General features: G+C 75.8%; 24 protein-coding genes. 14 read left to right on the plus strand and 10 right to left on the minus strand.

The genetic code is table 11. The features are described from left to right. Nucleotides 1–25 precede the first annotated feature (25 nt). Together JOD57_RS13480 and JOD57_RS13485 are read right to left on the minus strand one after the other, a co-directional pair. Entirely contained in the window at nt 26–3,406 is a 3,381-nt protein-coding gene (locus JOD57_RS13480; protein WP_204692489.1) for an ATP-binding protein, read from the minus strand. Nucleotides 3,407–3,763: 357 nt separating this feature from the next. Next, nucleotides 3,764–5,467 carry an FAD-binding oxidoreductase gene (locus tag JOD57_RS13485; RefSeq protein ID WP_204692490.1) on the minus strand — a complete coding sequence of 568 codons (1,704 nt, stop codon included), beginning with the start codon at nt 5,465–5,467 and terminating at the stop codon, nt 3,764–3,766. A 38-nt stretch (nt 5,468–5,505) separates the two neighbouring features. Here JOD57_RS13485 and JOD57_RS13490 point away from each other — a divergent pair, with 38 nt between their 5' ends. From JOD57_RS13490 to JOD57_RS13500, 3 genes are all read left to right on the plus strand, one after another. After that, nucleotides 5,506–7,086, plus strand: a complete 1,581-nt coding sequence (locus JOD57_RS13490) for a glycerol-3-phosphate dehydrogenase/oxidase (protein ID WP_204692491.1) — start codon at nt 5,506–5,508, stop codon at nt 7,084–7,086. Nucleotides 7,087–7,411: 325 nt separating this feature from the next. Then, the gene (locus JOD57_RS13495; RefSeq protein WP_204692492.1) at nt 7,412–9,745 is read left to right on the plus strand and encodes a glycoside hydrolase family 65 protein; all 2,334 of its coding nucleotides are present in this window, start codon (nt 7,412–7,414) and stop codon (nt 9,743–9,745) included. Continuing rightward, entirely contained in the window at nt 9,742–10,530 is a 789-nt protein-coding gene (locus tag JOD57_RS13500; protein WP_204692493.1) for an SDR family oxidoreductase, read from the plus strand. Before JOD57_RS13495 ends, JOD57_RS13500 begins: the two co-directional genes overlap by 4 nt. A gap of 24 nt (nt 10,531–10,554) precedes the next feature. Here the strand turns inward: JOD57_RS13500 and JOD57_RS13505 are convergent, their stop codons facing one another. Continuing rightward, complete coding sequence (locus JOD57_RS13505) at nt 10,555–11,700, minus strand: HNH endonuclease signature motif containing protein (protein WP_204692494.1); 1,146 nt, start codon at nt 11,698–11,700, stop codon at nt 10,555–10,557. A gap of 167 nt (nt 11,701–11,867) precedes the next feature. On the opposite strand from JOD57_RS13505, the gene JOD57_RS13510 reads away from it, so the two are divergent. The 5 genes from JOD57_RS13510 to JOD57_RS13530 all read left to right on the plus strand — a co-directional run bounded on the left by JOD57_RS13510 (nt 11,868) and on the right by JOD57_RS13530 (nt 14,928). Beyond that, nucleotides 11,868–12,302 carry an SAM-dependent methyltransferase gene (locus JOD57_RS13510; protein WP_307824669.1) on the plus strand — a complete coding sequence of 145 codons (435 nt, stop codon included), beginning with the start codon at nt 11,868–11,870 and terminating at the stop codon, nt 12,300–12,302. 20 nt (nt 12,303–12,322) lie between these two features. Further along, complete coding sequence (locus tag JOD57_RS13515) at nt 12,323–12,808, plus strand: DinB family protein (RefSeq protein ID WP_204692495.1); 486 nt, start codon at nt 12,323–12,325, stop codon at nt 12,806–12,808. Nucleotides 12,809–12,813: 5 nt separating this feature from the next. Further along, nucleotides 12,814–13,146 (plus strand): hypothetical protein, encoded by a 333-nt coding sequence (locus tag JOD57_RS13520; RefSeq protein ID WP_204692496.1) that lies wholly within the window; start codon nt 12,814–12,816, stop codon nt 13,144–13,146. 62 nt (nt 13,147–13,208) lie between these two features. Further along, nucleotides 13,209–13,958 (plus strand): nucleotidyltransferase domain-containing protein, encoded by a 750-nt coding sequence (locus tag JOD57_RS13525; protein ID WP_204692497.1) that lies wholly within the window; start codon nt 13,209–13,211, stop codon nt 13,956–13,958. Nucleotides 13,959–14,010: 52 nt separating this feature from the next. After that, entirely contained in the window at nt 14,011–14,928 is a 918-nt protein-coding gene (locus tag JOD57_RS13530; RefSeq protein WP_239571880.1) for a phosphotransferase, read from the plus strand. 25 nt (nt 14,929–14,953) lie between these two features. Here JOD57_RS13530 and JOD57_RS13535 read toward each other — a convergent pair whose 3' ends face one another. The 3 genes from JOD57_RS13535 to JOD57_RS13545 are packed head-to-tail and all read right to left on the minus strand — an operon-like array spanning nt 14,954 to nt 16,264. Next, nucleotides 14,954–15,379 carry an SRPBCC family protein gene (locus JOD57_RS13535; RefSeq protein WP_204692499.1) on the minus strand — a complete coding sequence of 142 codons (426 nt, stop codon included), beginning with the start codon at nt 15,377–15,379 and terminating at the stop codon, nt 14,954–14,956. Next, a complete protein-coding gene (locus JOD57_RS13540; protein ID WP_204692500.1) occupies nt 15,376–15,609 on the minus strand; it encodes an ArsR/SmtB family transcription factor in 234 nt (77 codons plus the stop codon). The genes JOD57_RS13535 and JOD57_RS13540 overlap by 4 nt, the downstream gene beginning before the upstream one ends. Before the next feature lie 25 nt (nt 15,610–15,634). Beyond that, complete coding sequence (locus tag JOD57_RS13545) at nt 15,635–16,264, minus strand: TetR/AcrR family transcriptional regulator (RefSeq protein WP_204692501.1); 630 nt, start codon at nt 16,262–16,264, stop codon at nt 15,635–15,637. A 59-nt stretch (nt 16,265–16,323) separates the two neighbouring features. Here JOD57_RS13545 and JOD57_RS13550 point away from each other — a divergent pair, with 59 nt between their 5' ends. Both JOD57_RS13550 and JOD57_RS13555 read left to right on the plus strand, forming a co-directional pair. Further along, complete coding sequence (locus JOD57_RS13550) at nt 16,324–17,514, plus strand: FAD-dependent oxidoreductase (protein ID WP_204692502.1); 1,191 nt, start codon at nt 16,324–16,326, stop codon at nt 17,512–17,514. A gap of 81 nt (nt 17,515–17,595) precedes the next feature. Next, nucleotides 17,596–17,934 (plus strand): class I SAM-dependent methyltransferase, encoded by a 339-nt coding sequence (locus JOD57_RS13555; RefSeq protein WP_204692503.1) that lies wholly within the window; start codon nt 17,596–17,598, stop codon nt 17,932–17,934. A 132-nt stretch (nt 17,935–18,066) separates the two neighbouring features. Here JOD57_RS13555 and JOD57_RS13560 read toward each other — a convergent pair whose 3' ends face one another. Beyond that, nucleotides 18,067–18,537, minus strand: a complete 471-nt coding sequence (locus JOD57_RS13560) for a GNAT family N-acetyltransferase (protein ID WP_204692504.1) — start codon at nt 18,535–18,537, stop codon at nt 18,067–18,069. A 431-nt stretch (nt 18,538–18,968) separates the two neighbouring features. On the opposite strand from JOD57_RS13560, the gene JOD57_RS13565 reads away from it, so the two are divergent. The 3 genes from JOD57_RS13565 to JOD57_RS13575 all read left to right on the plus strand — a co-directional run bounded on the left by JOD57_RS13565 (nt 18,969) and on the right by JOD57_RS13575 (nt 19,909). Further along, a complete protein-coding gene (locus JOD57_RS13565; protein WP_204692505.1) occupies nt 18,969–19,268 on the plus strand; it encodes a DUF6817 domain-containing protein in 300 nt (99 codons plus the stop codon). A 97-nt stretch (nt 19,269–19,365) separates the two neighbouring features. After that, a complete protein-coding gene (locus JOD57_RS13570) occupies nt 19,366–19,503 on the plus strand; it encodes a hypothetical protein (RefSeq protein WP_204692506.1) in 138 nt (45 codons plus the stop codon). Nucleotides 19,504–19,507: 4 nt separating this feature from the next. Continuing rightward, complete coding sequence (locus JOD57_RS13575; protein WP_204692507.1) at nt 19,508–19,909, plus strand: GNAT family N-acetyltransferase; 402 nt, start codon at nt 19,508–19,510, stop codon at nt 19,907–19,909. A 1,185-nt stretch (nt 19,910–21,094) separates the two neighbouring features. On the opposite strand, the gene JOD57_RS13580 is transcribed toward JOD57_RS13575, so the two are convergent. The 3 genes from JOD57_RS13580 to JOD57_RS13590 all read right to left on the minus strand — a co-directional run bounded on the left by JOD57_RS13580 (nt 21,095) and on the right by JOD57_RS13590 (nt 23,468). Further along, a complete protein-coding gene (locus JOD57_RS13580) occupies nt 21,095–21,676 on the minus strand; it encodes a dihydrofolate reductase family protein (protein WP_204692508.1) in 582 nt (193 codons plus the stop codon). A gap of 62 nt (nt 21,677–21,738) precedes the next feature. Continuing rightward, nucleotides 21,739–22,575 carry a helix-turn-helix domain-containing protein gene (locus JOD57_RS26895; protein WP_204692509.1) on the minus strand — a complete coding sequence of 279 codons (837 nt, stop codon included), beginning with the start codon at nt 22,573–22,575 and terminating at the stop codon, nt 21,739–21,741. Next, entirely contained in the window at nt 22,572–23,468 is an 897-nt protein-coding gene (locus JOD57_RS13590; protein ID WP_239568449.1) for a recombinase family protein, read from the minus strand. The genes JOD57_RS26895 and JOD57_RS13590 overlap by 4 nt, the downstream gene beginning before the upstream one ends. Nucleotides 23,469–23,887: 419 nt before the next feature. Here JOD57_RS13590 and JOD57_RS13595 point away from each other — a divergent pair, with 419 nt between their 5' ends. Continuing rightward, complete coding sequence (locus tag JOD57_RS13595) at nt 23,888–24,832, plus strand: diacylglycerol/lipid kinase family protein (protein ID WP_307824670.1); 945 nt, start codon at nt 23,888–23,890, stop codon at nt 24,830–24,832. Nucleotides 24,833–25,027: the final 195 nt, after the last annotated feature.

Consider the following 25,027-nt stretch of genomic DNA (forward strand, 5'->3'; position numbering starts at 1 on the left):
GCTGCGGCTGCGCCGAGGACCCGCCTCAGGCCGAGTGGGCCGGACGGCGGCGCGGCGGGCGCTGCGCGGTCTGCGCGGGCACCCGGGCGAGGTGTGCCTCGGCCAGCGCCACCTGCCACGGCGAGCCGACCCGGCGGCCCTGCTCGCGGGCGGCGGCCCACCAGTCGCGCGCGGCCACGGTGTCGCCGGTCTGCTCGGCGATCCGGCCGAGCAGCTCGTCGTAGGCGCCCAGGCTGAAGGCCGCCGTCCCGAGGACCGCCTGCCGGCCGCGGAAGGGCAGCAGCCGCACCGTGGCCGTCGTCACCTCGGCCTCGTCGCCGAGGTGCAGCGCCGTCTCGGCCTGCAGCAGGACCAGCACGTCGCTGGCCCAGTCGCGGATCTGCGTGCGGCCCCAGCGGGCGCGCAGCCGGCGGGCCTCGGCCGGGTCGCCGGACTCCGCGGCGGCCAGCACGGCCATGAGCTGCGGCAGCGGGTTGCCCTCGTCGCCGGCCGCGACGAGCAGGTCGACCGCCTCGGGCAGCCGGCCGTCCGCGCGGCGCAGCGCGAACAGGTGCGCGGCGTGGGCGTGCCGCGCGTGCGGGGTGACCCGGCGGTAGAGCTCGTGGGCCTCGGTGGTCAGCTCCTCGGCGCGCGGGGCGTCGCCGGCCAGCCAGGCCGCGCCGGCCTGCTGCCACAGCACGTGCGGGCGCACCTCCGGTCCCGACAGGGCGGACGCCAGCCGCCGCCCCGCCTCCAGGTCGGCCTCGAAGCCGGCCCGGTCGGTGAGGTGCAGTCGGATCGCCGCCCGGTGCAGGCGGGCGTAGAACTCGGTGCGCCGCGCCAGCCCCCGGCCGGCCAGCGCCAGCGCCTCGTCGGTGGCGGCCAGCCGCAGCTCCGCGGCGCCCGGCCGGCCCCACACCGCCAGCGAGTAGTTGTTCAGCACCCGGCCCAGCAGCTCCGGGTCGCCGACGCCGCGGGCCAGCGCGACCGCCCGCTCGGCGTACCGGACGCCGCGCCGCGGGTCCTCGCTGAAGGCCAGCTCCACCCCGAGGGTGCCCAGCAGCCGCGCGGTGAGCCGGTCGCGCTCGGCGTCGTCGGAGTCCGGCGCGATCTCGTCGCGGTGCTCGAGCAGGTCCTCCAGCAGCGCCACCATCCCGGTGTCGACCACGCCGTGCGGCCGCCAGTTCTCCAGCGTGACCGACCCCCAGACGGCCGCCGACTCCAGCAGGCGGCGCCGGTCACCGAGCTCCTGGGCGACGGCGACGGCCTGGGCCACCACCTCCTGTGCCTCGGTGCGCCGGCCGCTGCGCAGCAGGTCGTTGCCCAGCGCGGTGAGCAGGTCGTGCCGCGTGCGGGCCGCGCCCGGCTGCGCCGGGTCGAGCAGCCGCAGCGCCCGCCGGGTGTGCGCGGCCGCCTCGCCGTCGGCCAGCCGGGCGCGGGCCACCGCGGCGGCGGCGGTCGACCAGCGCAGCGCCGGCCCCGGCCCGGTCACCGGCGCGGCCGCGACCGCGTGGTGCGCCAGCCGCTCGACCAGGGCGTCGTCGGCGCGGCCGCCGGGTGCGCGCTGCTCGAGGGCGGCGGCCAGCCGGGCGTGCAGGTGGGCCCGCCGCAGCGCCGGCAGGCCGTCGGCGAGCACCTCCTGCACGAGGGCGTGCGGGAACCGCCAGCTCCAGGGGGCGCCGCCCTCGACGAGCAGACCGGCGGCGACCGCGGCGTCCAGCGCCCCGAGCGCCGTCTCGGCCGGCTCCCCGGCGGCCTCCAGCAGGTCGAGGGGGACCTCGCGGCCGGCCAGGGCGGCCAGTTCCAGCACCGGGCGCGCGCCCGCGGGCAGCCGGGCGAGGCGGGTGCGCAGCACCTCGACCACCGACGGCGGCACCGGCACCCGCGTCACGTCGCCGGTGCCGCGCATCCACCGCGACAGCTCGACGACGAAGAAGGGGTTGCCGGCGGTGCGGTCGTGCACGGCCGCGGCCAGCGTCGGGTCGCCGTCCGCACCCGGCTGCGCGGCGAGCAGCCGGCCGACGTCGCCGGCGTCCAGGCCGCCCAGCGTCAGCGTGGTGACGGCGGGCTCGCGGGCCAGCCGGGCCAGGCCGTCGGCGACCGCGGCGGGCAGGTCCTCCCCGACGCTGCGCACCGTGGCGAGCACCAGCAGCGGCACCCGCGGCAGGTGGCGGGCCAGCAGGCCGAGCAGCTGCACCGAGGTGGCGTCGGCGCCCTGCAGGTCCTCCAGCACGACCAGCGCCGGGCGGGGGGAGGTGGCGGCGACCAGCCGGGCGCGCACGTCCTGGAACAGCCGGAAACGCGCGGCGTCGGCGTCGGTCCCGCCGTCCGCGGGCGCGACCGGGTCCTGGCCGAGCTGCTCGAGCACCTGCGTCCAGGGCCACAGCGGCGGGGCGCCACCGTCGTCGGCGCAGCGGCCCTCGGCCACCGACCAGCCGGCGGCGCGGGTCATCGCGACCACGGCCTCGGCCAGCCGGGTCTTGCCGATGCCGGCCTCCCCGCCCACGACGACGACGGCGGCCCGGCCGGCGGCGGCCTGCTCGGCGACCGCCCGCAGCCGGGACAGCTCGGCGCTGCGGCCGACCAGCGTCGCGTCGTCCGGGACGGCCAGCGGCGCCGGGGCCGGCGGGGGCGCGACCGACAGCACCGGCCGCGGCGTCCGGTGGGTCAGCCCCGGGTCCTGCCGCAGCACCGCCTGCTCCAGGTCGCGCAGCTCCGGGCCGGGGTCGATGCCCAGCTCGTCGCGCAGCAGGGCGGTGCAGCGGCGCAGCGCGTCGAGCGCGTCGGCCTGCCGGTCGGCGGCGTAGAGGGCGGTGACCAGCCGGGCCCACAGCCGCTCGCGCAGCGGGTGCTCGGCCACGAGGCGCTGCAGCTCCGGGACGGCGGCGTCGGCGCGGCCCACCCCGGTCAGCGCCTCGGCGCGGCGCTCGCGGCCGTGCACGTGCAGCTCGGCCAGCCGCAGCCGCTCGGCGGCACCCGGGCCGTCACCGAGCTCGGGCAGCGGCTCGCCGCGCCACAGCTCCAGCGCGCGGTCGAGGACGGACACGGCGCGGGCGGGGTCGCCGGTGTCGAGGGCGCGGTCGCCGTCCTCGACGAGCGCGGCGAAGCGCAGGCTGTCGAGGTCGGCGGCGTCGACCTGCACGAGGTAGCCCGGCGCGCGGGTCAGCAGGACGCGGGCGGCCTGCCGCGGCCCGCGCTCGGGCTCCAGCACGCGGCGCAGGTGGGAGACGTAGGCCTGCAGGGTGCCGGTGACCGTGGGCGGCGGCTCGTCGCCCCAGAGGGTGGCCACGATGCGGTCGACCGGCACCACCCGGCCGGCCTCGGCGAGCAGCAGGGCGAGCAGTGCGCGGGGCTTGGCGCCCCCGAGGTCGAGGGGTCGCCCGTCGGGGCCCGTGACCTCGAGGGGTCCGAGGACGCGGTACCGCACGGGCCGGATCCTGGCAGGTCCGCACGGGGAGCGGGAGGGGGCCGGGGTCGGCGGGAGGTGCCAAGCCGCCCGCAAGCCGAGGTCAAGCGGCCGCCGCCAGGGTCGGCGTCGTCCCGGCCGCCGTCCCGTCCGAGGGGTTCCCGCATGAGCGTTCCCGCCGACCCGATGCGGCGCCGGCTGCCCCGGAACCTGCGCCGGCGCGCCGCCGTCCCACCGGCCGCGCCCCCGTCGGGTTGGACGCCCCGACCCACCGCGTGCCCGCGCGACGATCAGCCTCCCTGATCGTCGAGCGTCCTCCCCGACGTCCCACGGTCCGGTAGGACGCGCCACGATCAGGTCCCCTGATCGCGGCGGGGCTCAGTCGGGCAGCAGGACGCCGGGGTTGCAGATGCCGCGCGGGTCCAGGCGCTGCTTGACCGCCCGCAGCACCTCGACGCCGAGCGGCCCGACCTCGCGCTCCAGCCACGGGCGGTGGTCGGCGCCGACGGCGTGGTGGTGGGTCAGCGTGCCGCCGGCGGCCAGCAGCGCGTCGGTGGCCGCCCGCTTGGCGGTGAGCCACTGCTGCAGCGGCAGGTCGTCGTCGCGGTCGGCGAGCACGGTGACGTACAGGGAGGCCCCGGTGGCGTAGCCGTGCGAGACGTGGCTCATCACCAGCGGCTCCCTCCCCGGGCGGCCCAGCGACCGGCGCAGTGCCGCGCGGACGGCGTCGTACACGGTCGGCAGCGCCGTCCAGGTGGCCGCGGTCTCCAGCGTCTCGACCAGCAGGCCGGCGTCCAGGAGGCGGTCGCGCAGGTAGGGGGCGGCGTACCGGTGCGCCCGCCACGACTCGCCGACCCGGCGGCCGACCGGGACGGCGCCGTGCTCGCCCAGCACCGGCACCGCCGCCCGGCGGCGGGCGCGCACCAGCGGCGGCAGCCCCTCCCAGCCGACGACGAGCAGGCAGCCCTCGGCCCGGCGGCGGGCGCGCAGCGAGCCGCGCAGCAGCCGGGCGCCGGTGCCGCCGGCGTTGAGCAGGTTGGCCCGGGTCTCGTCGGGGTCGGACAGCCGGACGACGTCGGGCAGCAGGTCGTGCCGCGCCAGCCGCTGCAGGCCGGCCAGCCCGTCGGCCCAGGTGCGGAACGACCAGCCCTCGTAGCGGGTGACCTGCGGCTGCGGCCGCACCCGCAGCCGCAGCTCGGTGACGACGCCGAGCGCGCCCTCCGACCCCAGCGCCAGGCCGAGCAGGTCGGGCCCGGCCGCGGACGCCGGCGGGGAGCCCAGCTCCAGCACCCCGGACGGCGTGGCCAGCGTCAGCCCGGCCACCAGGTCGTCGAAGCGGCCGACGCCGGTGGAGGCCTGCCCGGCCGAGCGGGTCGCCGCGTAGCCGCCGAGGGTGGCGAACTCCCAGCTCTGCGGCAGGTGCCCCAGCGTCAGGCCCTGCCGGCCGAGCGTCTCCTCCAGGGCCGGGCCGCGCAGGCCGGGGCCCACGGTGACCAGCGAGGAGGCGATGTCGACGTCGACGACCGACGCCATGCGCCCGAGGTCCACCGACACCGACGGCCGGTCGTCGGGGTCGGTGCCCGACAGGCCGCCGACGACGCTGGTGCCGCCGCCGAACGGGACGACGACGACGTCGTGCTCGCTGCACAGCCGCAGCAGGGCGGCGGTCTCCTCGGTGGTCCCGGGCAGCACGACCGCGTCGGGTGCGTCGGAGGCGTCGCCCGCCCGCCGGCGGAGCAGGTCGAGGTAGCTCTTGCCGCCGGTGCGCCGCAGCCGGGTCTCGCGGTCGGTGTGCACGTGCTCCTCGCCGAGCAGGCCGGCCAGCGCCGCGCGGACGTCGCCGGGCAGGCGGGAGGGCGCCAGCCGGATCTCCGGGACGGCGATCGGCGGCGTGGGCCGCGGCGTCCAGCCCAGCTCCCTGACCAGGTGGCGGCGGGCGGCCTTGGGCAGCGCGGTGCCCAGGTCGGGGTCGGGCGCGAGCTCGAGACCGCCGTCACCGGAGTCCCCGTCCGCGCGGACGGTGGCCACGCGGGAGCTGCCGGGCCCCCACCCCTGGATGGTCAGTTCGGGCTGCTCGGGCACGGCTACAGTCTGCCGGTGCTGCGCTCCGGAGCCGTTCCGTGAGCGGTGGTGCCGATCTCACCGCGGCCCGCCGCGCGGCCGACCTCGAGGCGCTGACCGGCGGGGACGTCGACGTGGTGGTGGTCGGCGGGGGAGTGACCGGCGCGGGCGTCGCCCTCGACGCGGCGGCCCGCGGGCTGTCGGTGGTGCTGCTCGAGCGGGCCGACCTCGCCAGCGGCACCAGCCGGTGGTCGAGCAAGCTGGTGCACGGCGGGCTGCGCTACCTGGCGCACGGCGAGGTCGGCCTGGCGCGGGAGAGCGCCCGCGAGCGCGCCGTCCTCATGACCGCCACGGCGCCGCACCTGGTGCGGCCGCTGCCCTTCCTCGTGCCCGACGCCGCCGGCCGCGACGTCAGCGCCCTCGGCGCGCTCGGCGGCCGGCTGGGCGACGCGGTGCGCTCCTCGGTGCGCGGCGGCCGGCGCTCGCTGCCGCGCACCCGCCGGGTCGGGCCGGCGGAGGTCGCGCGGCTGACCCCGGCGGTGCGGCCCGGCGGCGGGGGAGCGGTGTTCTGGGACGGGCAGCTCGCCGACGACGCCCGGCTCGTGGTCGCGCTGGCCCGCACCGCCGCCGCACACGGCGCGCGGGTGCTGACCGGGGCCCGCGTCACCGGCGTCGACGGGCGGGAGGTGGCCGCGCTCGTCGACGGCTCGCCCGTGGTGGTCCGGGCCGGCGCGGTGGTCAACGCGACCGGCGTCTGGGCGCAGGCGCTCGCGCCGGGCATCCGGCTGGCGCCCTCGCGCGGCTCGCACCTGGTCGTCCGCGCGGGCCGGCTCGGGGACCCGGCCGCCGCGCTCACCGTGCCGCTGCCCGGCTCGCGGTCCCGGTTCGTCTTCGCGCTGCCCCAGCCCGGCGGGCTGGTGCACCTCGGCCTCACCGACGAGCCGGTGACCGGGCCGGTGCCCGACGACGACCCGCTGCCCGGCGACGCCGAGGTCGAGCAGCTGCTGACGACGGTCAACCGGGTGCTGGCCGAGCCGCTGACCCGGGACGACGTCGTCGGCGCGTACGCGGGGCTGCGCCCGCTGGTGCTGCCGGAGCCGGCCGGCGCCGGGCCCGGGGACGCCACCGCGGACCTCTCGCGCCGGCACCTGCTGCGGGAGGACGGACCGGTCCTGTCCGTCGTCGGCGGCAAGCTGACCACCTACCGGGCGATGGCCGAGGAGACGGTGGACGCCGTCGTCACGCGCCTGGGCCGGGGTGCCCGGCGCTCCCCGACCGCCCGGCTGCCGCTGGTGGGCGCGGCGTCGCCCGCCGCGCTGGCGCGGGTGGACGCCCCCGCCCGGCTGGTCGCCCGCTACGGCACCGAGGCGCCGCGGGTGGCCGCGCTGGGCACCGAGGCGCTGGTCGAGGGCCGGCCGGAGACGGTGGGGGAGCTGCGGTTCGGGGTGCTGGCCGAGGGTGCCCGCAGCGTGTCCGACCTGCTCGACCGCCGGGTGCGCCTCGGCCTGGTGCCCGCCGACCGCGCCGCCGCCGTCCCCGCCGCCGAGGCGGTCCTCGAGGAGGCGTGGGGCAGGTCAGGCGTGGCCGAGGGCCGCGGGGACGAAGGCGTGCGCCGGGTAGACCTCCGGGGGGGTCGGTGATGCCGATCCCCGGCATCACGGGTCCGAGCTGCTCCCCGGAGCGCCGGCACGACTCCTCGGATCCCCGGACGTCGACGACCCGGAAGCCGTCCGGGCCTGTCCCGCGGCGTGGACCAGGAGCCCGCCCACCGGCCAGTCGCCCGGCCGTTCCATGCGGCCCTCACCCCCTTGAGCCGGCGGACCGCCTCCCGGCGTGGTCGGCGCGCCAGCGGCGGTCCGGGGACGGCGTCCACCCGCTGGTGTCGCGTCGGAGCGTGCCGACCGGTAGGACGGGAGGAGGGACGCCGTCCCGGGCGCCCGACCACCGACGACGCGAGGACCCCACGTGACCGCCCCGACCCTCGACGTCGACCCGTGGACGGTCCGCGAGCCGCGCGTCGACCCCGAGGCGCTCGCCGTCAGCGAGTCCGTCTTCAGCCTCTCGAACGGCTACGTCGGGATCCGGGGGACGCTCGACGAGGTCGAGCCGCAGGCCGCGCGCGGCACCCACCTGTCCGGGGTCTACGAGTTCCACCCGCTGTCCTATCCCGAGGGCGGCTACGGCCAGCCCGAGCAGGGGGAGGCGCTGCTCACCGTCGCCGACGGCACGCCGCTGCGCCTGCTGGTCGACGGGATCCCGTTCGACGTGCGCGAGGCCTGCCCACAGGTCCACGAACGCACGCTGGACCTGCGGACCGGCACCCTCGACCGCCGCGTCCGCTGGACGGCGCCGTCCGGCACGTCGCTGGAGGTGACCTCGCAACGGGTCGTCTCCCTCGTGGAGCGGGCGGTCTGCGCCGTGCGGTACGAGGTCCGCGCCCTGGACGGGCCCGCGCACGTCGTCGTCCGGTCGGAGCTCGCCACCGCGGACATCACGCCCACCGGCGTGTACAACGACGACCCGCGCGTCGAGGAGGCCCTGGACGACGCCTTCGAGGCGCTCGACCACCGTGGCTGGGCGACCGGCGGAGCGCTGGTGTCACGGACGCACCGGTCGGGCCTCACGGTCGCCGCCGCCGTCGGCCACGAGGTCGACGGCGGCCGGGTGAGCACGGACGCCGGCCGGCACCAGGTCGTCACCACGGTCGCCGCCGACCTGAGGTCCGGGGAGGGCCTCGCGCTCGTCAAGGCCGTCGGTTACGCCTGGTCGGACGACGCCGGCGCCGACTCCCTCCTCGAGCAGGCCACGGCAGCCGTGGCCTCGGCCTCCGACCTCGGGTGGGACGGCCTGCTCGCCGCCCAGCGTGCGGCGCTCGACGAGCTGTGGGCGACGGCGGACGTCGAGATCGACGGCGACCCCGAGCTCCAGCAGGCACTGCGCTACGCCGCCTTCCAGCTCCACTGCTCGGCCGCCTGCATCTCCGGTGCCCCCGTCGGCGCCAAGGGGCTGACCGGCGTGGGCTACAGCGGCCACACCTTCTGGGACGTCGAGGGGTTCGTCGTGCCCGCCCTGACGCTGCTGCGCCCCGACTCGGCGGCCCGGCTGCTGCGCTGGCGCGCCGCCACCCTCGGCCTCGCCCGCGAGCGGGCCCGGACGCTGGGGCTGGCCGGCGCGTCCTTCGCGTGGCGCACGATCAGCGGGCGCGAGGTGTCCGCGTACTGGCCCGCGAGCACGGCGGCGCTGCACGTCAACGCCGACGTCTCCCGCGCCTTCTGGCTCTACCGGGACGTCACCGGCGAGGAGCTCGACTCCGTCGGCGGCCTGGAGGTGCTCGTCGAGACGGCGCGACTGTGGATGTCCGTCGGCCACGAGGACGCCGCCGGCGGTTGGCACCTGTTCGGCACGACCGGGCCGGACGAGTACACCGGCGTCGTCGACGACAACGTCTTCACCAACCTCATGGCCCGGGGCAACCTCCTGCGCGCCGCCGACGCGTGCCGGCGGCTGGAGGCGCGCGCGGCGGAGCTCGGGGTGGACCACGCCGAGACCTCCGCGTGGCGGTCCGCGGCCGACGCCGTGCACGTCCCGTGGGACGAGGGCCTGGGCGTGCACCCCGCCAACGCGAACTTCACCGCCTACCGGGAGTGGCCGTTCGAGGACCAGCGGGACGCCTACCCGGTGCAGGAGCACCAGCACTACGCGACGTTCTACCGACGCCAGGTGGTCAAGCAGGCCGACCTCGTCCAGGCGCTGTGGTGGTGCCGTGACGAGTTCACCGCCGAGCAGGTGGCGCGGGACCTCGACTACTACGAGGCGCGCACCGTCCGGGACTCCTCCCTGTCGGCCGCCGTCCAGGCGGTCGTGTGCGCCCACGCGCAGCACCCCGACCTCGCCCTGCGCTACCTGCGGGAGTGCGCCCTCGTGGACCTCCGCGACGTCCAGGGCGACACCGCCAAGGGCCTGCACCTGGCCGCGGTGGCGGGGTCGTGGCTGGCACTCGTCGCCGGCCTGGGCGGGCTGCGGGAGGACCGCGAGGACCTCGAGCTCGCGCCGCTGCTGCCCTCCTCGCTCTCGCGCACCGCCTGGTCGGTCACCTGGCGCGGCCGGCTGCTCCGCGTCGAGACGACGCGCGAGGGCACCACGGTGACGCTGGTGCGCGGCGAGGGGCCGGTGACCGTCGTCGTGGACGGCGCAGCCCTGCAGGTCACGGCCTCCGCACCGGCGTCCGCGCCGCTGCGCGCCCCGGCCCCGCTGCTCGGCGAGCCCCGGCAGCCGGCCGGCCGCGAACCGCACACGTGACGGCGGCCGGGTCGATGCGGGGCCGCGCCGTCCTGGTGACCGGCGCGGGCCGCCGGATCGCGATCGGAGCGGCCGTCGTGCGCCGGCTGGCCGCCGAGGGCGCCGCGGTGCTGGTGCACTCCTGGTCGCCGCACGACGCCGAGCAGCCGTGGGGTGCCGATCCCGAGGGCCCCGCGTCGCTGGTCGACGAGATCCGTGCCGGTGGCGGACGGGCGGAGCACGTGTCCGTGGACCTCGCCGACCCCGGTGCTCCGGCGCGGCTGGTCGCGGCGGCCCGGGAGGCGTTCGGGCACCTGGACGTGCTGATCGCCAACCACGCCCGCTCCAGCGCCCAGTCCCTGGAGCAGGTGACCGCCGAGGAGATCGACCTCTGCTACGCCGTGAACACCCGTGCGGTGCTGCTGCTGACGCAGGCCCTCGCCGCCCAGCACGACGGTCGCCCGGGAGGACGGGTGGTGCTGTTCACGTCGGGCCAGTACCACGGTGCGATGCCCGGCGAGCTGCCCTACATCGCCTCCAAGGCCGCGCTGCACGAGCTGACCCCGTCCCTCGCCGCACACCTGATGCCCCGGGGCATCACGGTCAACTGTGTGGACCCCGGCCCCAACGACACCGGCTACGCCGACGAGGCGACCCGCGCCGCCGTCACCGCCCGCAACCCCGGTCGGCGCTGGAGCACCCCCGAGGACACGGCCAAGCTGGTGGCCTGGCTGGTGAGCGACGAGGCCGAGTGGGTCACCGGCCAGACCATCGCCTCGGACGGAGGCTGGTCGGCCGTCGGTTGACCGCCGACGACCCGCTTCCCCGGGTCAGGCACCAGGGGCCAGTGGTGCCGGGACGGTGATCTCGGTGCCGTCCGGTATGTACGTGCGCCAGGTGCCGGTCGGTTGTCGTTCGACGCGGAAGCCGTGGTGGACCTTGCTGTGGTGCCGCTCGCACAGCAGCGCGGAGTTCTGCAGGTTGGTCTCGCCGCCGTCGAGCCAGTGCACCAGGTGGTGCACCTCGGCCCACCACGTCGGCGCAGCACAGCCGGTGAACACGCAGCCGCCGTCGCGCAGCTCCACCGCCCGCCGCAGGTGGCGGTCGGCCAGCCGGTGCTCGCGGCCGAGGTCCAGCGGTGCGCCGTCGGGGCCGAACACCACCCGGCTGACCGCGCCGTCGCAGGCCAGCCAGCGGGCGCGGGCCGCGGAGACGACCGCGCCGAACTCCATCCGCCCGGTCCCGTGCCCGGTGGCGGGGTCGGTCAGGTCCTCGAGGTCGATGACGACGGCGACGTGCGGCTTGACCGTGCGCAGCACCGGCAGGTCGCTGGCGGCCAGTCGGTTGTCGCACAGCTGCACCAGGGCGTCGCCGAGGCGCTGGGCGCGGGTGCGGTCGTCGCCGGCGGGCCGGTCGGCCTGCACGTGGGCTTCCAGCGCGGCCTGCAGCTTCTCGCCGCCGACGGCGTCGAGGTGGCCGCGGATGGACAGTGATCCGTCGGCGTGCCGGGCCAGGGTCAGCGCCCGGCCCCCGGTCGGGTCGGGTTCGGGGCCGTCGGGGTCCAGGCCGGCGAGGTAGTGCTGCACCACCTGCACCAGGACGGCGTGCTCCTGCTCGACGGCGACCCCGGTGAACACCGCGTCGATCTCCGCCGGGTCGAGCCCGGCGGCCGCCGCCGCGGCCAGCCGCTCTGGCGTCACCGCCCGGGCGGCCACGCTGACCTGCTCGGCGCTGGCCAGCCCGGCGTCGTGCGCCTCGCCGAGGGCGGGCAGGTGCTCCAGCGCCCGCCCGTTGCGCACCAGCCGCGCCGCCTCGCTCGTCGACAGCCGGCAGTGCCCGCGCAGCCAGGACACCATCGACGTCAGCCCGTCACGCTCCGGTGCCTGCGACAGCTCCGCGGCCCGCACCGACCGGGCCAGCGCGGCGTCGATCCGGTTGCGCGCGGCGATGAGCGGCGACGTCGTCCAGCACCTCACCGGTCAGCAGGGCACTCGAACACACGTACGAACAATAGCCGAGCTCAGATGGTTTCGCGACTTGAATCCGCAGGTCAGAGGACTGTCCACAGATCCTCGCGGTCCCTTGCGGTGGCCGGGCGAGCACCTCCTGCACGAGGGCGGCGGCCACCGCTACGGTGCCGCTCGTGCCCACCGGGTCGTCGCCCCGCCTCGCGGCGATCGTGGACGCGTTGCCGCTGCAGCCGCACTCCCGGGTCCTGGAGATCGGCTGCGGGCCCGGCGCGGCCGCGCGGGCCGTGGCCGACCGGCTCGTCACCGGGCACGTCCTGGCGATCGACCGGTCGGCGAGGGTCATCGCCCAGGCCGCGGCCGCATCGGCCGACCACCTGGCCGCGGGGCGGATGACCCTGCGCCACGTCGCGGCCGAGGACCTCGTCCTGGAACCCGACGAGGATCCGTACGACCTCGTCCTCGCCGTCCGCGTCGGCGCTCTCGACGGCCGGTACCCCGAGGTGGGCGCACGGGTGCTGCGCCGCATCGCCGCCGCGACCCGGCCCGGCGCCCGCTTGTTCGTCGACGGCGGCCGGCCGCTGCAGGAACTGACCATCCCCGAGGTGTGACGGTGCCGCAGGATGGCCGGGTGGAGGCCGACCGTCGGACCGGACCGGCCCTGACAGGGGACGAGCGCGCGGTGCTGGTCAGCGTGCTGGACCGGCAACGCGACACCCTCGCGTGGACGTGCAGCGATCTCGGACCCGTCCAGCTCGCCGAGCGGGCGGTCCCGCCGTCGACCCTGTCGCCGACCGGCTCGGTCGAGCACCTGGCGGCGGTGGAGCGCAGCTGGTCCCAGCGCGTGCTGCAGGGTGCGGACGCCCCGGCGTTCTGGGAGCCGGACCACCGGGGCGAGCCGCCTCCCGACCTCGCGCCGATCGAGCGCTGGAGACGGGAGTGCGACCGTTCCCGCGCGTTCGTCGACGGAGGCGCGTCGCTGGACACGGAGGTCGAGCACGGTGGCGCGCGGTTCTCGCTGCGCTACGTGCCGATCCACCCGATCGAGGAGTACGCCCGGCACAACGGGCACGCCGACCCCCTGCGGGAGCGTCTCGACGGCAGCACCGGGGAGTGACCGGGGTGGCCGACCCGCACGTGCACGTGGAGCGGGACGTGGTCCTCGGGCGGGCCCGCGCGCGGGAGGTCCTCACCACCGCCGTCGGGCGGGTCCCCGACTCCGCGATCGGCGTGCGGACCGGCTGTGGGCAGCGGCGGCCGTACGCGGCCACGTCGCCGGTGCCGGAACGGGTCACCTGCCTGCCGTGCCGGGAGCACGCGCGCAGCGCCCACCTGGGGTGGGCGCGGACGCTGGAGGGCGTGGCCGGCTCCCCGGGTGTCGACGCGGCCGCCGCTGCCGAGGCGCGCGAGCAGGCGCGTCGACACCGCGACCTCGCCCGGCGGTACGCCTCCTGAGCGGGGGAGCGGCTGTACTGGTGAGCACCGGATCCGCGGGGGGCGGTGGAGACTCCGGAGCCGTGGACGACCGGCTGCGCCAGGCGCCCGTCGTGCCGGCGTTCGCCCGCGCGGTGCGGCCGGTCGCCGGTGTCCTGGGCCTCTACGCCGGTGGGTCGCTGGCCTCCGGTGACTTCCGGCCCGGCCGCAGCGACCTGGACCTCGTCGCCGTCGTCGCCGAGGAACTCGACGCCCCGCGCCGCGCCCGGCTCCGGGCGCTGCACGAGGACCTCCGGCGCGGGAACCCTGCGGCCGCCGGGCTGCACTGCGTGTACGTGCCCCGCGAGGACGTGGACGACGTGGCCACCCGGCACCTCACCTGGGCGCACGGCGAGCTCTATTGCCGGGAGCTCAGCGGCATCGCCCGAGCGGAGGTGCTGCGCGGCGGGATCACCGTGCTGGGTCCGGATCCCGCGCAGCTCCTCCCACCGGTCGACGACGCGGCACTGCGCGCGGCCGCCCGCGCCGAGTTCACCGGCTACTGGTCCGGAGCGGTCCGCAAGCCCTGGCTCTGGCTCCAGGACGGGTACGTCGACCTGGGCCTGGTCACGCTGGCCCGCGCGGAGGCGACCCTGACCGAGAGCCGGCTGATCACCAAGCGGGAGGCGCTGACCCGGCTGCACCGGTTCGGCGTCGACGAGGACCTGTCCCAGGAGATCGCCCGGCGCCGGCACGGGGACGCCGTCCTCCTGACGCTCGCGCAGCGACTGCGTCGCGCCCACACGGCCCGCAGGCTCGTCGCCCGCGGCATCCGCGTCGTCAGCCGCCGCTGATCCCGTCCCGGTGGCGGTGTCCCGCCTGCGCGCACGAGGTCCCGTGAGCAGGATGCGGGGGATGCCGGGGATGCCGATGCACGAGGACCAGGTCGAGGTGGCTGCCGGGACCGTCCGCGCGCTCGTCGCCGACCAGTTCCCGGAGTGGGTCGGGCTCGACGTGCGCGAGGTGCGGTCCGCCGGCACCGACAACGCCGTCTTCCGGATCGGCGACGACCTCGCCGCGCGCTTCCCTCTGAGGCGCGAGGACCCCGACCGGCTGCGCGCCGCGCTGGCGGCCGAGGCCGCCGCGGCGCGCGAGCTGGCCCTCGTCTCACCCGTCCCGACGCCCGTCCCGGTCGCCCTCGGCGAGCCCGGGCACGGGTACCCGTCCCCGTGGAGCGTCCAGACCTGGCTGCCCGGGCACGACGCGACGGTCGAGGACCCGGCGCACTCGCTCGGCTTCGCCGAGGACCTCGCCGCGCTCCTGACCCGCCTCAGGTCCGCGGACACCCGGGGACGGCGGTTCGCCGGCGGCGGCCGGGGTGGCGACCTGACCGACCACGACGCGTGGATGGAGGTCTGCTTCGCCCGCAGCGAGGGCCTGCTCGACGTGGGGCGTCTCCGGCGCACGTGGGCCGGGCTGCGGACCCTGCCGGCCCCGGACTCCGACGTCATGTGCCACGGCGACCTCACACCACCCAACGTCCTGGTCGAGCGCGGCCGGCTCGCCGGGGTCCTCGACGGCGGCGGGTTCGCCGCAGCCGACCCCGCGCTCGACCTGGTCGCCGTCTGGCACCTCCTCGACGACGGGCCGCGGCAGGTGGTCCGTGAGGCGCTGAGGTGCAGCGAGGTCCAGTGGCGGCGGGGGATGGCCTGGGCGTTCGAGCAGTCGGTGGGGCTCGTCTGGTACTACCGCGAGACCAACCCGGGGATGAGCCGCTGGGGACGGCGCACGCTCGACCGTCTCCTCGCCGGCGCGGACGGGTGAGTCCCGCCGTCCCCAGCGCTCCCCCTCAGTCCTGCGGGGTGGCGGCCACCGCGGCCAGTCGGGGCAGGACCTCCTCGCGCCAGCCGGGACCCATGCGGTCGAGTGCATCCCGCTCCCGCTTCTGCTGCAGGTCGAAGCCGGAGTGCTCGAGGAGGAGGCGGGTGCCCCGGCCCTCGGGGACGAGGCGCCAGGTGAGCGTCCACGTGGTGTTGAACGTGTACACCAGACGTTCCTGCTCGACGACCTCGAGCACCTCGCACGGCACCTGACCCCACCCTGGCATCCTCAGGGAGAACCGGTGCCCGACCCGTGCCGCGACGTCGCCGGATGCCCACCAGCGCGCGAGCAGCTGCGGATCGGTGAGGGTCTGCCACACCCGGGCGGGTGTGGCGTCGACGAACTGGTCGACGTCGATGGTGCCCGGGCGGGCGGCGGCGTCGGTCTCGGTCACGTGTTCTCCTCGGCGGTGTCAGCGAGCGAGCGCAGGCGCGCCCGCCAGGAGTGCTCGAAGGGGTGCAGCCAGTCCTCGACCTCGGCGAGCGGCTCGGCCGCGAGGTGGTAGCGCCGCTGGCGGCCCACCTGCTCGTCGCGGACCAGCGAGGCTCGCCGCAGCACCTGCAGGTGCTCGGCGACCGCGGGACGGCTCAGGTCGAAGAAGGCCGGGAGCTCGCTCGTCGGCACCTGCCTCGACGTCGGTCATGGGCGGTCACCTCTCGTCTGCTCCGTTCGAGGCCGGGGGGCCCGGGGTCCACGGGACGTCTGCGTCGACGCTGCCGTGGACGACGGCGTGGGCGAGCCGGCGGACGGTGTCGGGCTCGACGTCGCCGGGTCCCGTGACGAGCGTGAACAGCACTCCCCCGTAGAGCGTCACGAGCGTGGGGATCGCCTCCGGCGGGACGCTCAGCCCGAGCGTGCGGTGTTCGTCAGCGGTGAGCGCGCTCGCCACCGAGCCGAGGCGTGCGAGCTCAGCGGCGAGCGCGGGACGTCGCCGAGCCTCGAGCTGGAGCTCGAAGATCGCGAGGTGGCGCTCGCGCGACGCGGTGACGGCCTCCTGGAGCGAGACGGCGAGGAGCTCGGCCAGAGGGTCGGGCGACGAGCTCGCGTCCACCGCACGGTCGATCCGCTGCACGTCCTCCAGGTGCAGCGACACCGCCCGTTCGGCCGCGGCGACGAGCAGCTCCTCCCGGCTGCGGAAGTAGTTCGCCGCCGTTCCCGTCGGCAGGCCGGCCGCGGCCTCGGCCGCGCGGTGGGTCAGGCCGTGGATGCCCTCGGCGGCCAGCAGGGAGATCGCCGCGTCGGCGAGCGCGGCGCGGCGGGCCGGGTTCCTCCGTGGCATCACCGCCCAGCATGGCAACATGCGTACCACAACGTACGTAGTGGTATCAGGGAGGGCGCATGGGACACACCGCAGTCGTCGTCGGGGCCGGTGTCGCAGGTCTGGCCTCGGCCGTCTCACTCGCACGGACCGGGTGGCAGGTCACGGTGCTGGAGCGGTCGCCGGAGCCCGGCGAGGTCGGGGCCGGCCTCGCCATGACCCCCAACGCCGTGGCCGCGTTCCGCGGGCTCGGCTTCGAGGACGCCGACGTCGCCGCGCTCGGCCACCCGACCTGGGGGAGCGGCATCCGGGACCTGGAGGGCCGGCCGGTCCTCGCCCTCCCGGACACCCCCGTCGTGCGCCGGTCGGTGGGGCTCATCGGAGTGCACCGCCGCCGTCTGCACGCCGCGCTGCACCGACGGGCCCTGGCCTGCGGCGTCGAGATCGTCACCGGCACACCCGTGACCACGGTGGAGGCGGGCGAGCCGGAGGGGGCACCCGCCGTCGTCGAGGGTCGGGAAGCGGACGTCGTCGTCGGCGCCGACGGCGTGCGCAGCGCCGTGCGCGCGGCGCTGTTCCCGGCCAGCCACCCGGTCTACAGCGGGTACTCGAGCTGGCGCGGCATCGCGCCCGGGGCCTCCGGGTACACGACACTGCAGCAGTACTGGGGCCCGCACGCGGAGTTCGGCACCGTGCGCGTCGCCGACGACGAGACGTACTGGTACGGGTACGTCGCCATGCCCGGGCGCACGGTGATCGGCGACGAGCTCGCTGCGGCCAGGGCGCGGTTCGCGGGCTGGGCGAGCCCGGTGCAGCAGGTGCTGGCCGCGACGCCGCCCGAGGCGGTCCTGCGGCACGACGTGCACCACCTCCCGGGCGGGCTGCCGCGCTACACGACCGGGCGGGTCGTCATGGTCGGCGACGCCGCCCACGGCACCCTCCCGACGATGGGCCAAGGAGCCGCGACCGCACTGGAGGACGGCTGCTGCGCGGGCCTGCTCATCGGCGCCCCCGTCGCAGGGGGCGGCCGGCTGGCCCCCGCCCTGGAGGCTTTCGACGCCGCCCGGAGGCCCCGGCGCCGCGCCCTGGCCCGGGCCTCGGTCGCATCGGGCCGCTTCGGGTCCCACCTCGGCGGCGGCTGGCGCCAGACCCTGCGGAACACCGTCGTGCGCCTGACGCCGGCCGGCGCCATCACGCGCGGGTCCCGTGCCGTGACGGGCTGGACCCCGCCCGAGCCCGCACCACCGGTCCTGGGGACGGCGGCCCGCTGAGGGACTCCCGCCTCGCCCCGACCCCCGCGGCGGCCCGGCCGCGCGGGTCGGTGGCGCACTCGGCCGTCGGGATGCGCGTCGGTGTCGGCTGCACTGCCGGCACGACGTCGGAGGAGGGGATCGGGGACGACGAGAGGACGCCGGGTTCGCCGTCGCTCCCCGGGCGTTGACATGACCGGTGTCGACATCGTCCCCGAGTTCATCGCGCATGCTCGGTCAGCTCATCCCGGCCCGGAGTTCGAGCTCGGCCCGATGGCCGAGCTGGACATCCCCGAGCACTGCGTGGCGGGCATCCTCGCCCGGTACTCGACGATCCACCTGCCGCCGGCGGAACTCGACCGGGTGCTCGCCGGGTTCCGTCGGCTCCTGGCGTCCTCCGGCGTGCTCGTCGTCGGCGCAGTCGCCGCCCGCGCCTCCTGAGCCCTCGTCGCCCGCCAGCCCCGGCGGGCGAGCCTGCTACAGCGATGTCCGGGCGGGCCAGGGCGACGGCCCGCTCACGTCTCGCAGGGGATCCCGCAGCGGAACAGCAGACAGGTCGGAGCCGTGTGCTGGTCAGGGCGTCATGTCGTAGGTGATCCACATGGTGCGGGTGGCGTGCTGGTCGTACTTCGCCCGGCCGCGGTAGTTGTCGTCCGCGGTGATCCACCGCACCACGCTCCACCCGTTGACCGCAGCGCGTCCGCGCAGCTCGGCCAGCAGCGCGTCGACGGCCCCACCGCCGCGGTGGTCGGGGTCGATGAACAAGTCGTCGAGGAAGCAGCCGGTGCTGGCCGACAGCGGGCGGGCGAAGGGCCGGTAGTGCCCCAAGCCGGCGACCTCGCCCGTCTCGTCCTCGACCAGCAGGCACCCGACCTCGTGCGCGGGGTCACGGATCCAGGACCACACGGTGGCGGCCGCCGCATCGGACTGCTCGACGCGGTAGAAGTCGGCGTACTGCCGGTACAGGGCCCGCCAGCGCGGCTGGTCCTCCTCGCGCGCGTCACGGACCCGCCACCGCCGCCGCGCTGCCCTCGACCCGGTCACGGGTAGACCGTAGCGAGCGCGGTCACCGGCCGACGACGGCGTGCGTGCGCGCGATCAGCGCCGACGGTGGGCCTGCTCGCAGGAACAGCGAGGGCTCGGCGAGTCCGAGCTCGCGGAGCATCGGAGTCCCCTCGAGGAGGGTGACCACGTCCACCTGGGCGGAGGGCGCCGCTGCAGGGGACGACGAGCGGACGCGAGGGAGGCCAACGACCGCTGCGTCGGCGATCACCGCAGGGGATCCCCTGCGGGACGCCGGCGCCGCGAGGATCGAGTCGCCGGGACAGTGCCGTAGCGGGTTCGCCTTGCGGGACGCGAGTCTTGCTGGCCGCGCGGCACTTGCCGCGGGAGCGCTGCGCGAGCGCGTCCCTGGATGAGGACCGGATGCAGGGGCATGCGCACGCCGGATGAGAGGTGCCTTGACTTCTGCGGCTATGACCACGCTCACCGAGAGCGCGATCGCCGCCTTCCTGCTCGAACGGGGCGGGCAGAACATCGAGCATCCCGGCGGCACGCTGGCCGACCACCTGGCGCGGGTGCAGCACCGCCTCGCCCGCCTGGGTGCGCCCGACTCGGTACAGCTCGCCGGGCGCGCCCACGCCGTCCATGGCACCGACGGTTTCGACGTCACCCTGCTCAGCCTGGAGGAACGCCCGGGGCTCGCCGGCCTCATCGGCGCCGACGCCGAGCAGCTCGTCTACCGCTACGCCGCCTGCGACCGCAAGCGCACCTGACACCCTCGCCGACACCGGACGCGTCTGGAACCGCTTCAGCGCGACCGGTGAAGTCCTCGACAGGGACCAGCTGCAGGCGTTCACCGACCTGAGCCTGGTGAACGAACTCGACATCGCTGAGCACTCCGCGGACCTCCTCGACCGCTACGGCGCCTACTTCCGCCGGCTGGCCACTGCCTGGGCGCCGCTGCTCGGTCCCCAGGTGTTCGCCGACGCCCGCCGGGTCCTCGGCTGAGCGGGTGATCCGGGAGTTCGGCTGGGACGACTACCCGGCGGTCCGTGACCTGTGGCACGTCACTGCGCGCAGCGCACTGCCCGAGGACGAGCTGCGCGCCACCGTCGACCACGGTCCCGGCCTGCTGCTCGTCGCCGAAGACAGGAACGCCGCTGTCATCGGTGTGGTCCTGGGGACCTTCGACGGGCGCCGCGGCTGGATTCACCGCCTCGCCGTTCACCCCGGCCACCCGGGCAACGGCCTGGCCACCGCCCTGGTCAGCGAGCTGGAGCGGCGACTGATCGAGCGGGGAGCGCCCCGGATCAACCTGCTGGTGATGCCGGACAACGCCGCAGGCCTGACCTTCTGGCAGCGTCTGGGCTACCTGCCTTGTCCCGACGTCCTGTGCTCCAAGCCGGTGTGCTGAGCCTGTCACGGCGCCTGGTGGCGGACGCAGACCACCGTGTGCAGACCGTTGAGCTCGATCTCCAGGTCAGGTCGGCGGAGCAGTCCCGCCGCGACGGCGGTCCGCTGCAAGGCGACGTTGTCCACGGTGGTGCAGGCCAGCACCGGCAGCGTCGGACGGTGCTCGGCAGCTCAGGCGACCGCACGCCGGGCGCCTGCCGCGTACCCGCGCCCCCAGACCCAGCGCCTTGGCCACGTCGGCGACCGGATGACCGGACACGACCAGGTCCAGCACCTTGCGGCGGAACTCCGCCGCATGGCCACGCCGCCCCATGCGGCCCTCCCCGGACTCGGGAGACCTCAGAACCCAGTATCTCGGCTCCGGGAAACAGGAGGGCACACCATTCTGGCCAGATCTCCCGCCCCGGTAGTACCAGCCTTGCTCGTCGACGGCGGGTCCGACAGGTAGGCGGGCCGGCTGGCAGCCGGCGGCCCGACTACAGCGCGCATCCGGTCGGGCTTGCGCGCGCCGACGACATCGACTGCTTACAGAGCATGCGGCCCCGCCGCTCTGAAGACAGCGGGACCGCATGCTCGATCGGTGGCTCAGTCCGCAAGCACCCGTTGAGGCCTTGATTCACCTCTCACCGACCTGGACCCTGGACTGCCAGCTGGCGCCACCGTCTTACAGCCCATGCTCCTTGGCCGAGCAGGTACAGCCCGACGACGGCGGCAACTACTCTTCCAAGCGTGCCGTGCAGCAGGAGAACGGCGCCGACTGCAGCCACGAAGCCCACCAGGGAAGGACAGGCTACGAGCATCGCAGCGACCCGCGGTGCGTCAGGATGTAGGTCGCGCATCAACGAATCCACCGACTGAGAGCGAGGCCCGATACGCCACCGACAGCGCCCTGCACCGCGCCGCCGATGCCCCAACTGACGACATCCTCTGCATCCACGTCCTCGTCAGCCAACCGCCGGTGCTAGCGCAGATGGCCGCACCGGCCACCGCGCCGGCAAGCCGGACGGATCGCCGTGCCCATGGCAACGGCCAATGGACGTGCCCGACCCTCATGGTCCCGGCCTCCTTGTACCTGCTCAACGCCTGACGGATCGACGAGCGGGAGCACTGTCCCGCATGGCGAACCTGCTGCGGCGACGTCCGTACGTTGCGGCGCGGTCGTGGCAGGTGTCCCGTAAGGGATCGGTCAACGGCGCATCCGATAGCGCAGGTGGAGCACCCGGTTGCCCTGAAGCACCGCGTCGGGGTCCTCCAACAAGTGCTGCGCGTGGACCGACCCGAAGTAGCGCTTGCCCGACCCGAACACCACGGGTACGACGTCCATGCGCACCTCGTCGATCAGGCCCGCGGCAAGCACCTGGCCACCGACGTCGCCGGCGGCGACCTCGACTGTGCGGTCACCCGCGAGCTCCTGCGCCTTGGTCACGGCGGCCTCAACGCCGTCGACAAAGTGAAATGGCGCCGCTGGGTCCCAGCCCTCGGGCATCGGCCGGTGGGTCACGACGACTACGTGGTCGATCCCGCTCGGCGGTTTCCCGTCCCAGCCGTCCGTGATGTCGAAGACGTGGCGGCCGGCGATCGTGACTCCGATCTGGTCCCAGTACGGCCGGGTGTAGTCGTGAGACGTCTGCGACACCGTCAACGCGCCGCTGTCGTCCAACGGGACGTCACCGCTGGTCAACCAGTCGAACAGCGGTCCGGGCTGATCGTGCTCGTCGGCGATGAAGCCGTCCACCGACACCGAGGCGTACATGACCACCGTGCCCACGGGCTCTCCTCTGCTTGGGGCCCTCAGATTAGGGATTGGTGGGCTGTCGTTCTTGTAAGGAATCAATCGGCCGGCAGCGGCCAGCTGTCCAGCACGTGGCCAGGATGCTCGCGCAGGAACCGCCGCCGGACTTCGACGTACCGCGTCGGCGTGAGCCCGGTGAAGGCCCGGAACTCATGGCCGAAGTGGGCCTGGTCGAAGTAGCCTGCTCTACCGGCGAGGTCGGCCCAGTCGATCGGTCCGGCGGGGTCGATCGCGAGGACGGTGGCGGCAAACCGGTGGGTGCGGGCCAGCCGCTTCGGAGTGACGCCGATGAGGTCCTTGAACCGCTGCGCCAGATGAGTGCTGCTGACACCGGCTGCCACGCTCAGGTCGCCGATCGCCACCGCCCCGTTGGTCGCCGCGATGATGCTGCTCGTGTGGCGGACCAGCCGCAGGCCGGCGGTCTCGCACAGCCGGCGCAGTAGCTCCTGCTCGAGCAGCGTCAGCATCTCCTGCGGTCCGTCCGCCGTGTCCAGCCGGTCTCGCAGCTGGGCAACTGCGGGTCGGCCCCAGACCTGCTCCATCGTCACCGGCCGGTCACACAGCTCGGCCGCGGGCATCGGCAGGAACGGCGCCAGCCCCCACGGCTTGAAGTGCACGCCGACGGACCGGGTCCGGGGTGGGTAGCCGAACTCCCACGCGCAGGTGGGCATGGTGACCACGCAGCCGTCGGCGTACTCGGCCGTCTGAATGTCGGTGCCGGCGCGGATGCGGAACGGCGCCCCGAGGTTGACGATCAGCAACGCGGACGGCGGCGGCAGCGTCAGCCGGGCGTACGGCGGCGCACCCTCCAGGTAGTAGAGGTCGTCGATCAGCCCGTCCAACGGCGATCGCGGCACTCTGGACGCGTACTTCACGCCCACAGCATCGCCGACGCCCCGCCCCGACCACACCCTTCCGAAGAGGCAGGTCCCAGACGGGCAACTGCCGCGGCGGGGCTGTCACGACGACCCATGGCACCGGTCCGCGGACGGCCGGTAGGCGACCGACTACCGGCACGGTCGGGTATGCCGTGAGCCGAACCTGCTGCGGAACCTCGCGGGCAGGCTGACGTGAGTGACCTGGTTGTCCCGCAGGGGTCGCCCCGGCGGGACAACCAGGTGCTCGCCGGCGGCTGGGCCCATCTGCTCATGCCCGCGCTGATGGCCGCCGCCCGGTGACCGTTCGTCTGCCCGCGGGCTCGGTCGCGCTCCAGGGCGCGGTAGACGGTGGAGCGGGCGACGCCGAGCAGATCGGCCAGCTCCGCGGTGCTGTGTTCGCCCTGCCGGAAGAGGTCCACCAGGTGGGCTTCCTGGCGGGGGTTGAGCTCGGGCTGCTTGCCGCGCAGCTTCCCCTTGGCCTTCGCGACGCGCATCCCTTCGCGGGTGCGCAGCCGGATCAGGTCGGCCTCGAACTCGGCGACCATCGCGAGCACGGTGAACAGCAGCCGCCCCACCGGGTCGTGCGGGTCGTACACCGACCCGCCGAGGCCGAGCCGGACCTGCCGGCGGGTGAGCTCCTCGGCGATGGCGCGGGCGTCCGGAAGGGAGCGGGCCAGCCGGTCGAGCTTGGTCACCACCAAGGTGTCGCCCTCGCGGCAAGCGGCCAGCGCCTCGCGCAGTCCGGCGCGCTCGCGGTTGGCGCCGGTCAGGCCGTGGTCGACGTGGATCCGGTTCGGCTCAACTCCGAGGGCGAGCAGGCCGTCGCGTTGGGCGGTGAGGTCCTGGGCGTCGGTGGACAGCCGGGCGTAGCCGATCAGCAGCGCCGTCATGGCGCACCTCCACAGGGCAGGCCGAAGCCGGCGCTCCGGTGCGCCGGGTCACCGGCGACGGCCGAAGCCGCTGACCGCGGACGGTGGTCACCGAACCCACGCCCGGCCTGCCTGTCAGGACACTGATCACCCGAGCAGGTGAAGGAGTCGACGCCCCACGGGGATCCTCTGAGAGACACCGACGGCCGGCTGCTCCGGCCCCTCTGAAGGTCGCCGCGACGGAAGGCGATCAATCGCTGAGGTCTTGGCGCAGCCCCGTCTTCGTCAGCAGGCCGTGGCGTTGGTGATCAGATTGCCGCCCGGTCGTCGGCCTTCGGCGTGTCGTCGAGTGCGGCGGAGCTCCACGCTTGGCCGGCCTCACCCTCGTCGTGGTGCAGGCTGCCGGGGCAACCACCCACGCCGGGAGGACGGAGATCGTCGTGACGGGACCTGTGCACCAGCGGTCGAAGGCGGCGCTGGACGCCGACATCCGTGCCCGGCGCCGCACCGCGCTGGTCGTCAACGTCCGGTCCCGCCGGGGACGCCGTCACTTCGCGACGGTGCACCGGCGGCTGCAGGCCACCGCGGAGCTGGTCGACGTGCGCCCGGTCGCCGACCCTCGGGGCCTGCCCGAGGCGCTCGCCGCCGCGGCCGACAGCGGCGCGGACCTCGTGGTGGTGGGCGGCGGCGACGGCACGCTGAGCGAGGCCGCGCACCAGCTCGCCCACCGCGACGTCTGCCTCGGCGTGGTTCCGCTCGGCACGACCAACAACTTCGCCCGCGGCCTGGGCCTGCCGCTCCGCCTGCCCGCCGCCCTGCGCGTGCTCACCGACGGCAAGGTCGCCGACGTCGACCTCGGCCACGTGGCCGGGCGGCACTTCGCCAACCTGACCAGCCTGGGGCTGTCGGTGCAGGTCGCCGAGCACGTTCCGCACCGGCTCAAGCGGGTGCTCGGCCGCGCTGCCTACCCGCTGACCGCGCTCGCCCTGCTGCCCGGCCACCGGCCCTTCACCGCGCGCCTGCGCATCGGCGAGGAGGTCCACGAACTCGCCACCCACCAGCTCAACATCGCCAACGGCAGCCACCACGCCGGCCGGGCGATCGCCTCCGACACCGGCCTGGACGACCGCGAGCTGGTGGTGTACCGGCTCGGCGACGCCAACCGGCTCCGGCTGAGCCTCGCCACCGTCCGCCAGACGGTCATCGGGCCCCGTCGGCCGCTGGACCGCACCCGGTTCCTCACCGCCGGCGAGGTGTGGTTGGAGACCGACCCGCCCCTCGCGCTCGACGTCGACGGCGAGATCCGCGGACGCACGCCCGTGCAGATCGCGCTCGAGGCCAACGCGCTGCGGGTGATGGTCGGCACGGCCTTCCCGGACCGCTGACCACTACCTGCCTCGCGATCGTGGGCCTCCCCGGGACGAGGAGCGCCGGCTCCGTCCGCGACGGAGCAGGCTGATCCGTCCGCACCGCCGCCCGCGTGGGTCGGACACGACGACCGTCACGCCCTCGGGCGCTTCCTCGCACCCGTGGAAGTCCCTGGTCCTCCCCCGGCTGGCGTCGAACGATCCCACCCAGCG

Origin of the sequence: Geodermatophilus bullaregiensis (assembly GCF_016907675.1) — a bacterium.
Taxonomy (GTDB): domain Bacteria; phylum Actinomycetota; class Actinomycetes; order Mycobacteriales; family Geodermatophilaceae; genus Geodermatophilus; species Geodermatophilus bullaregiensis.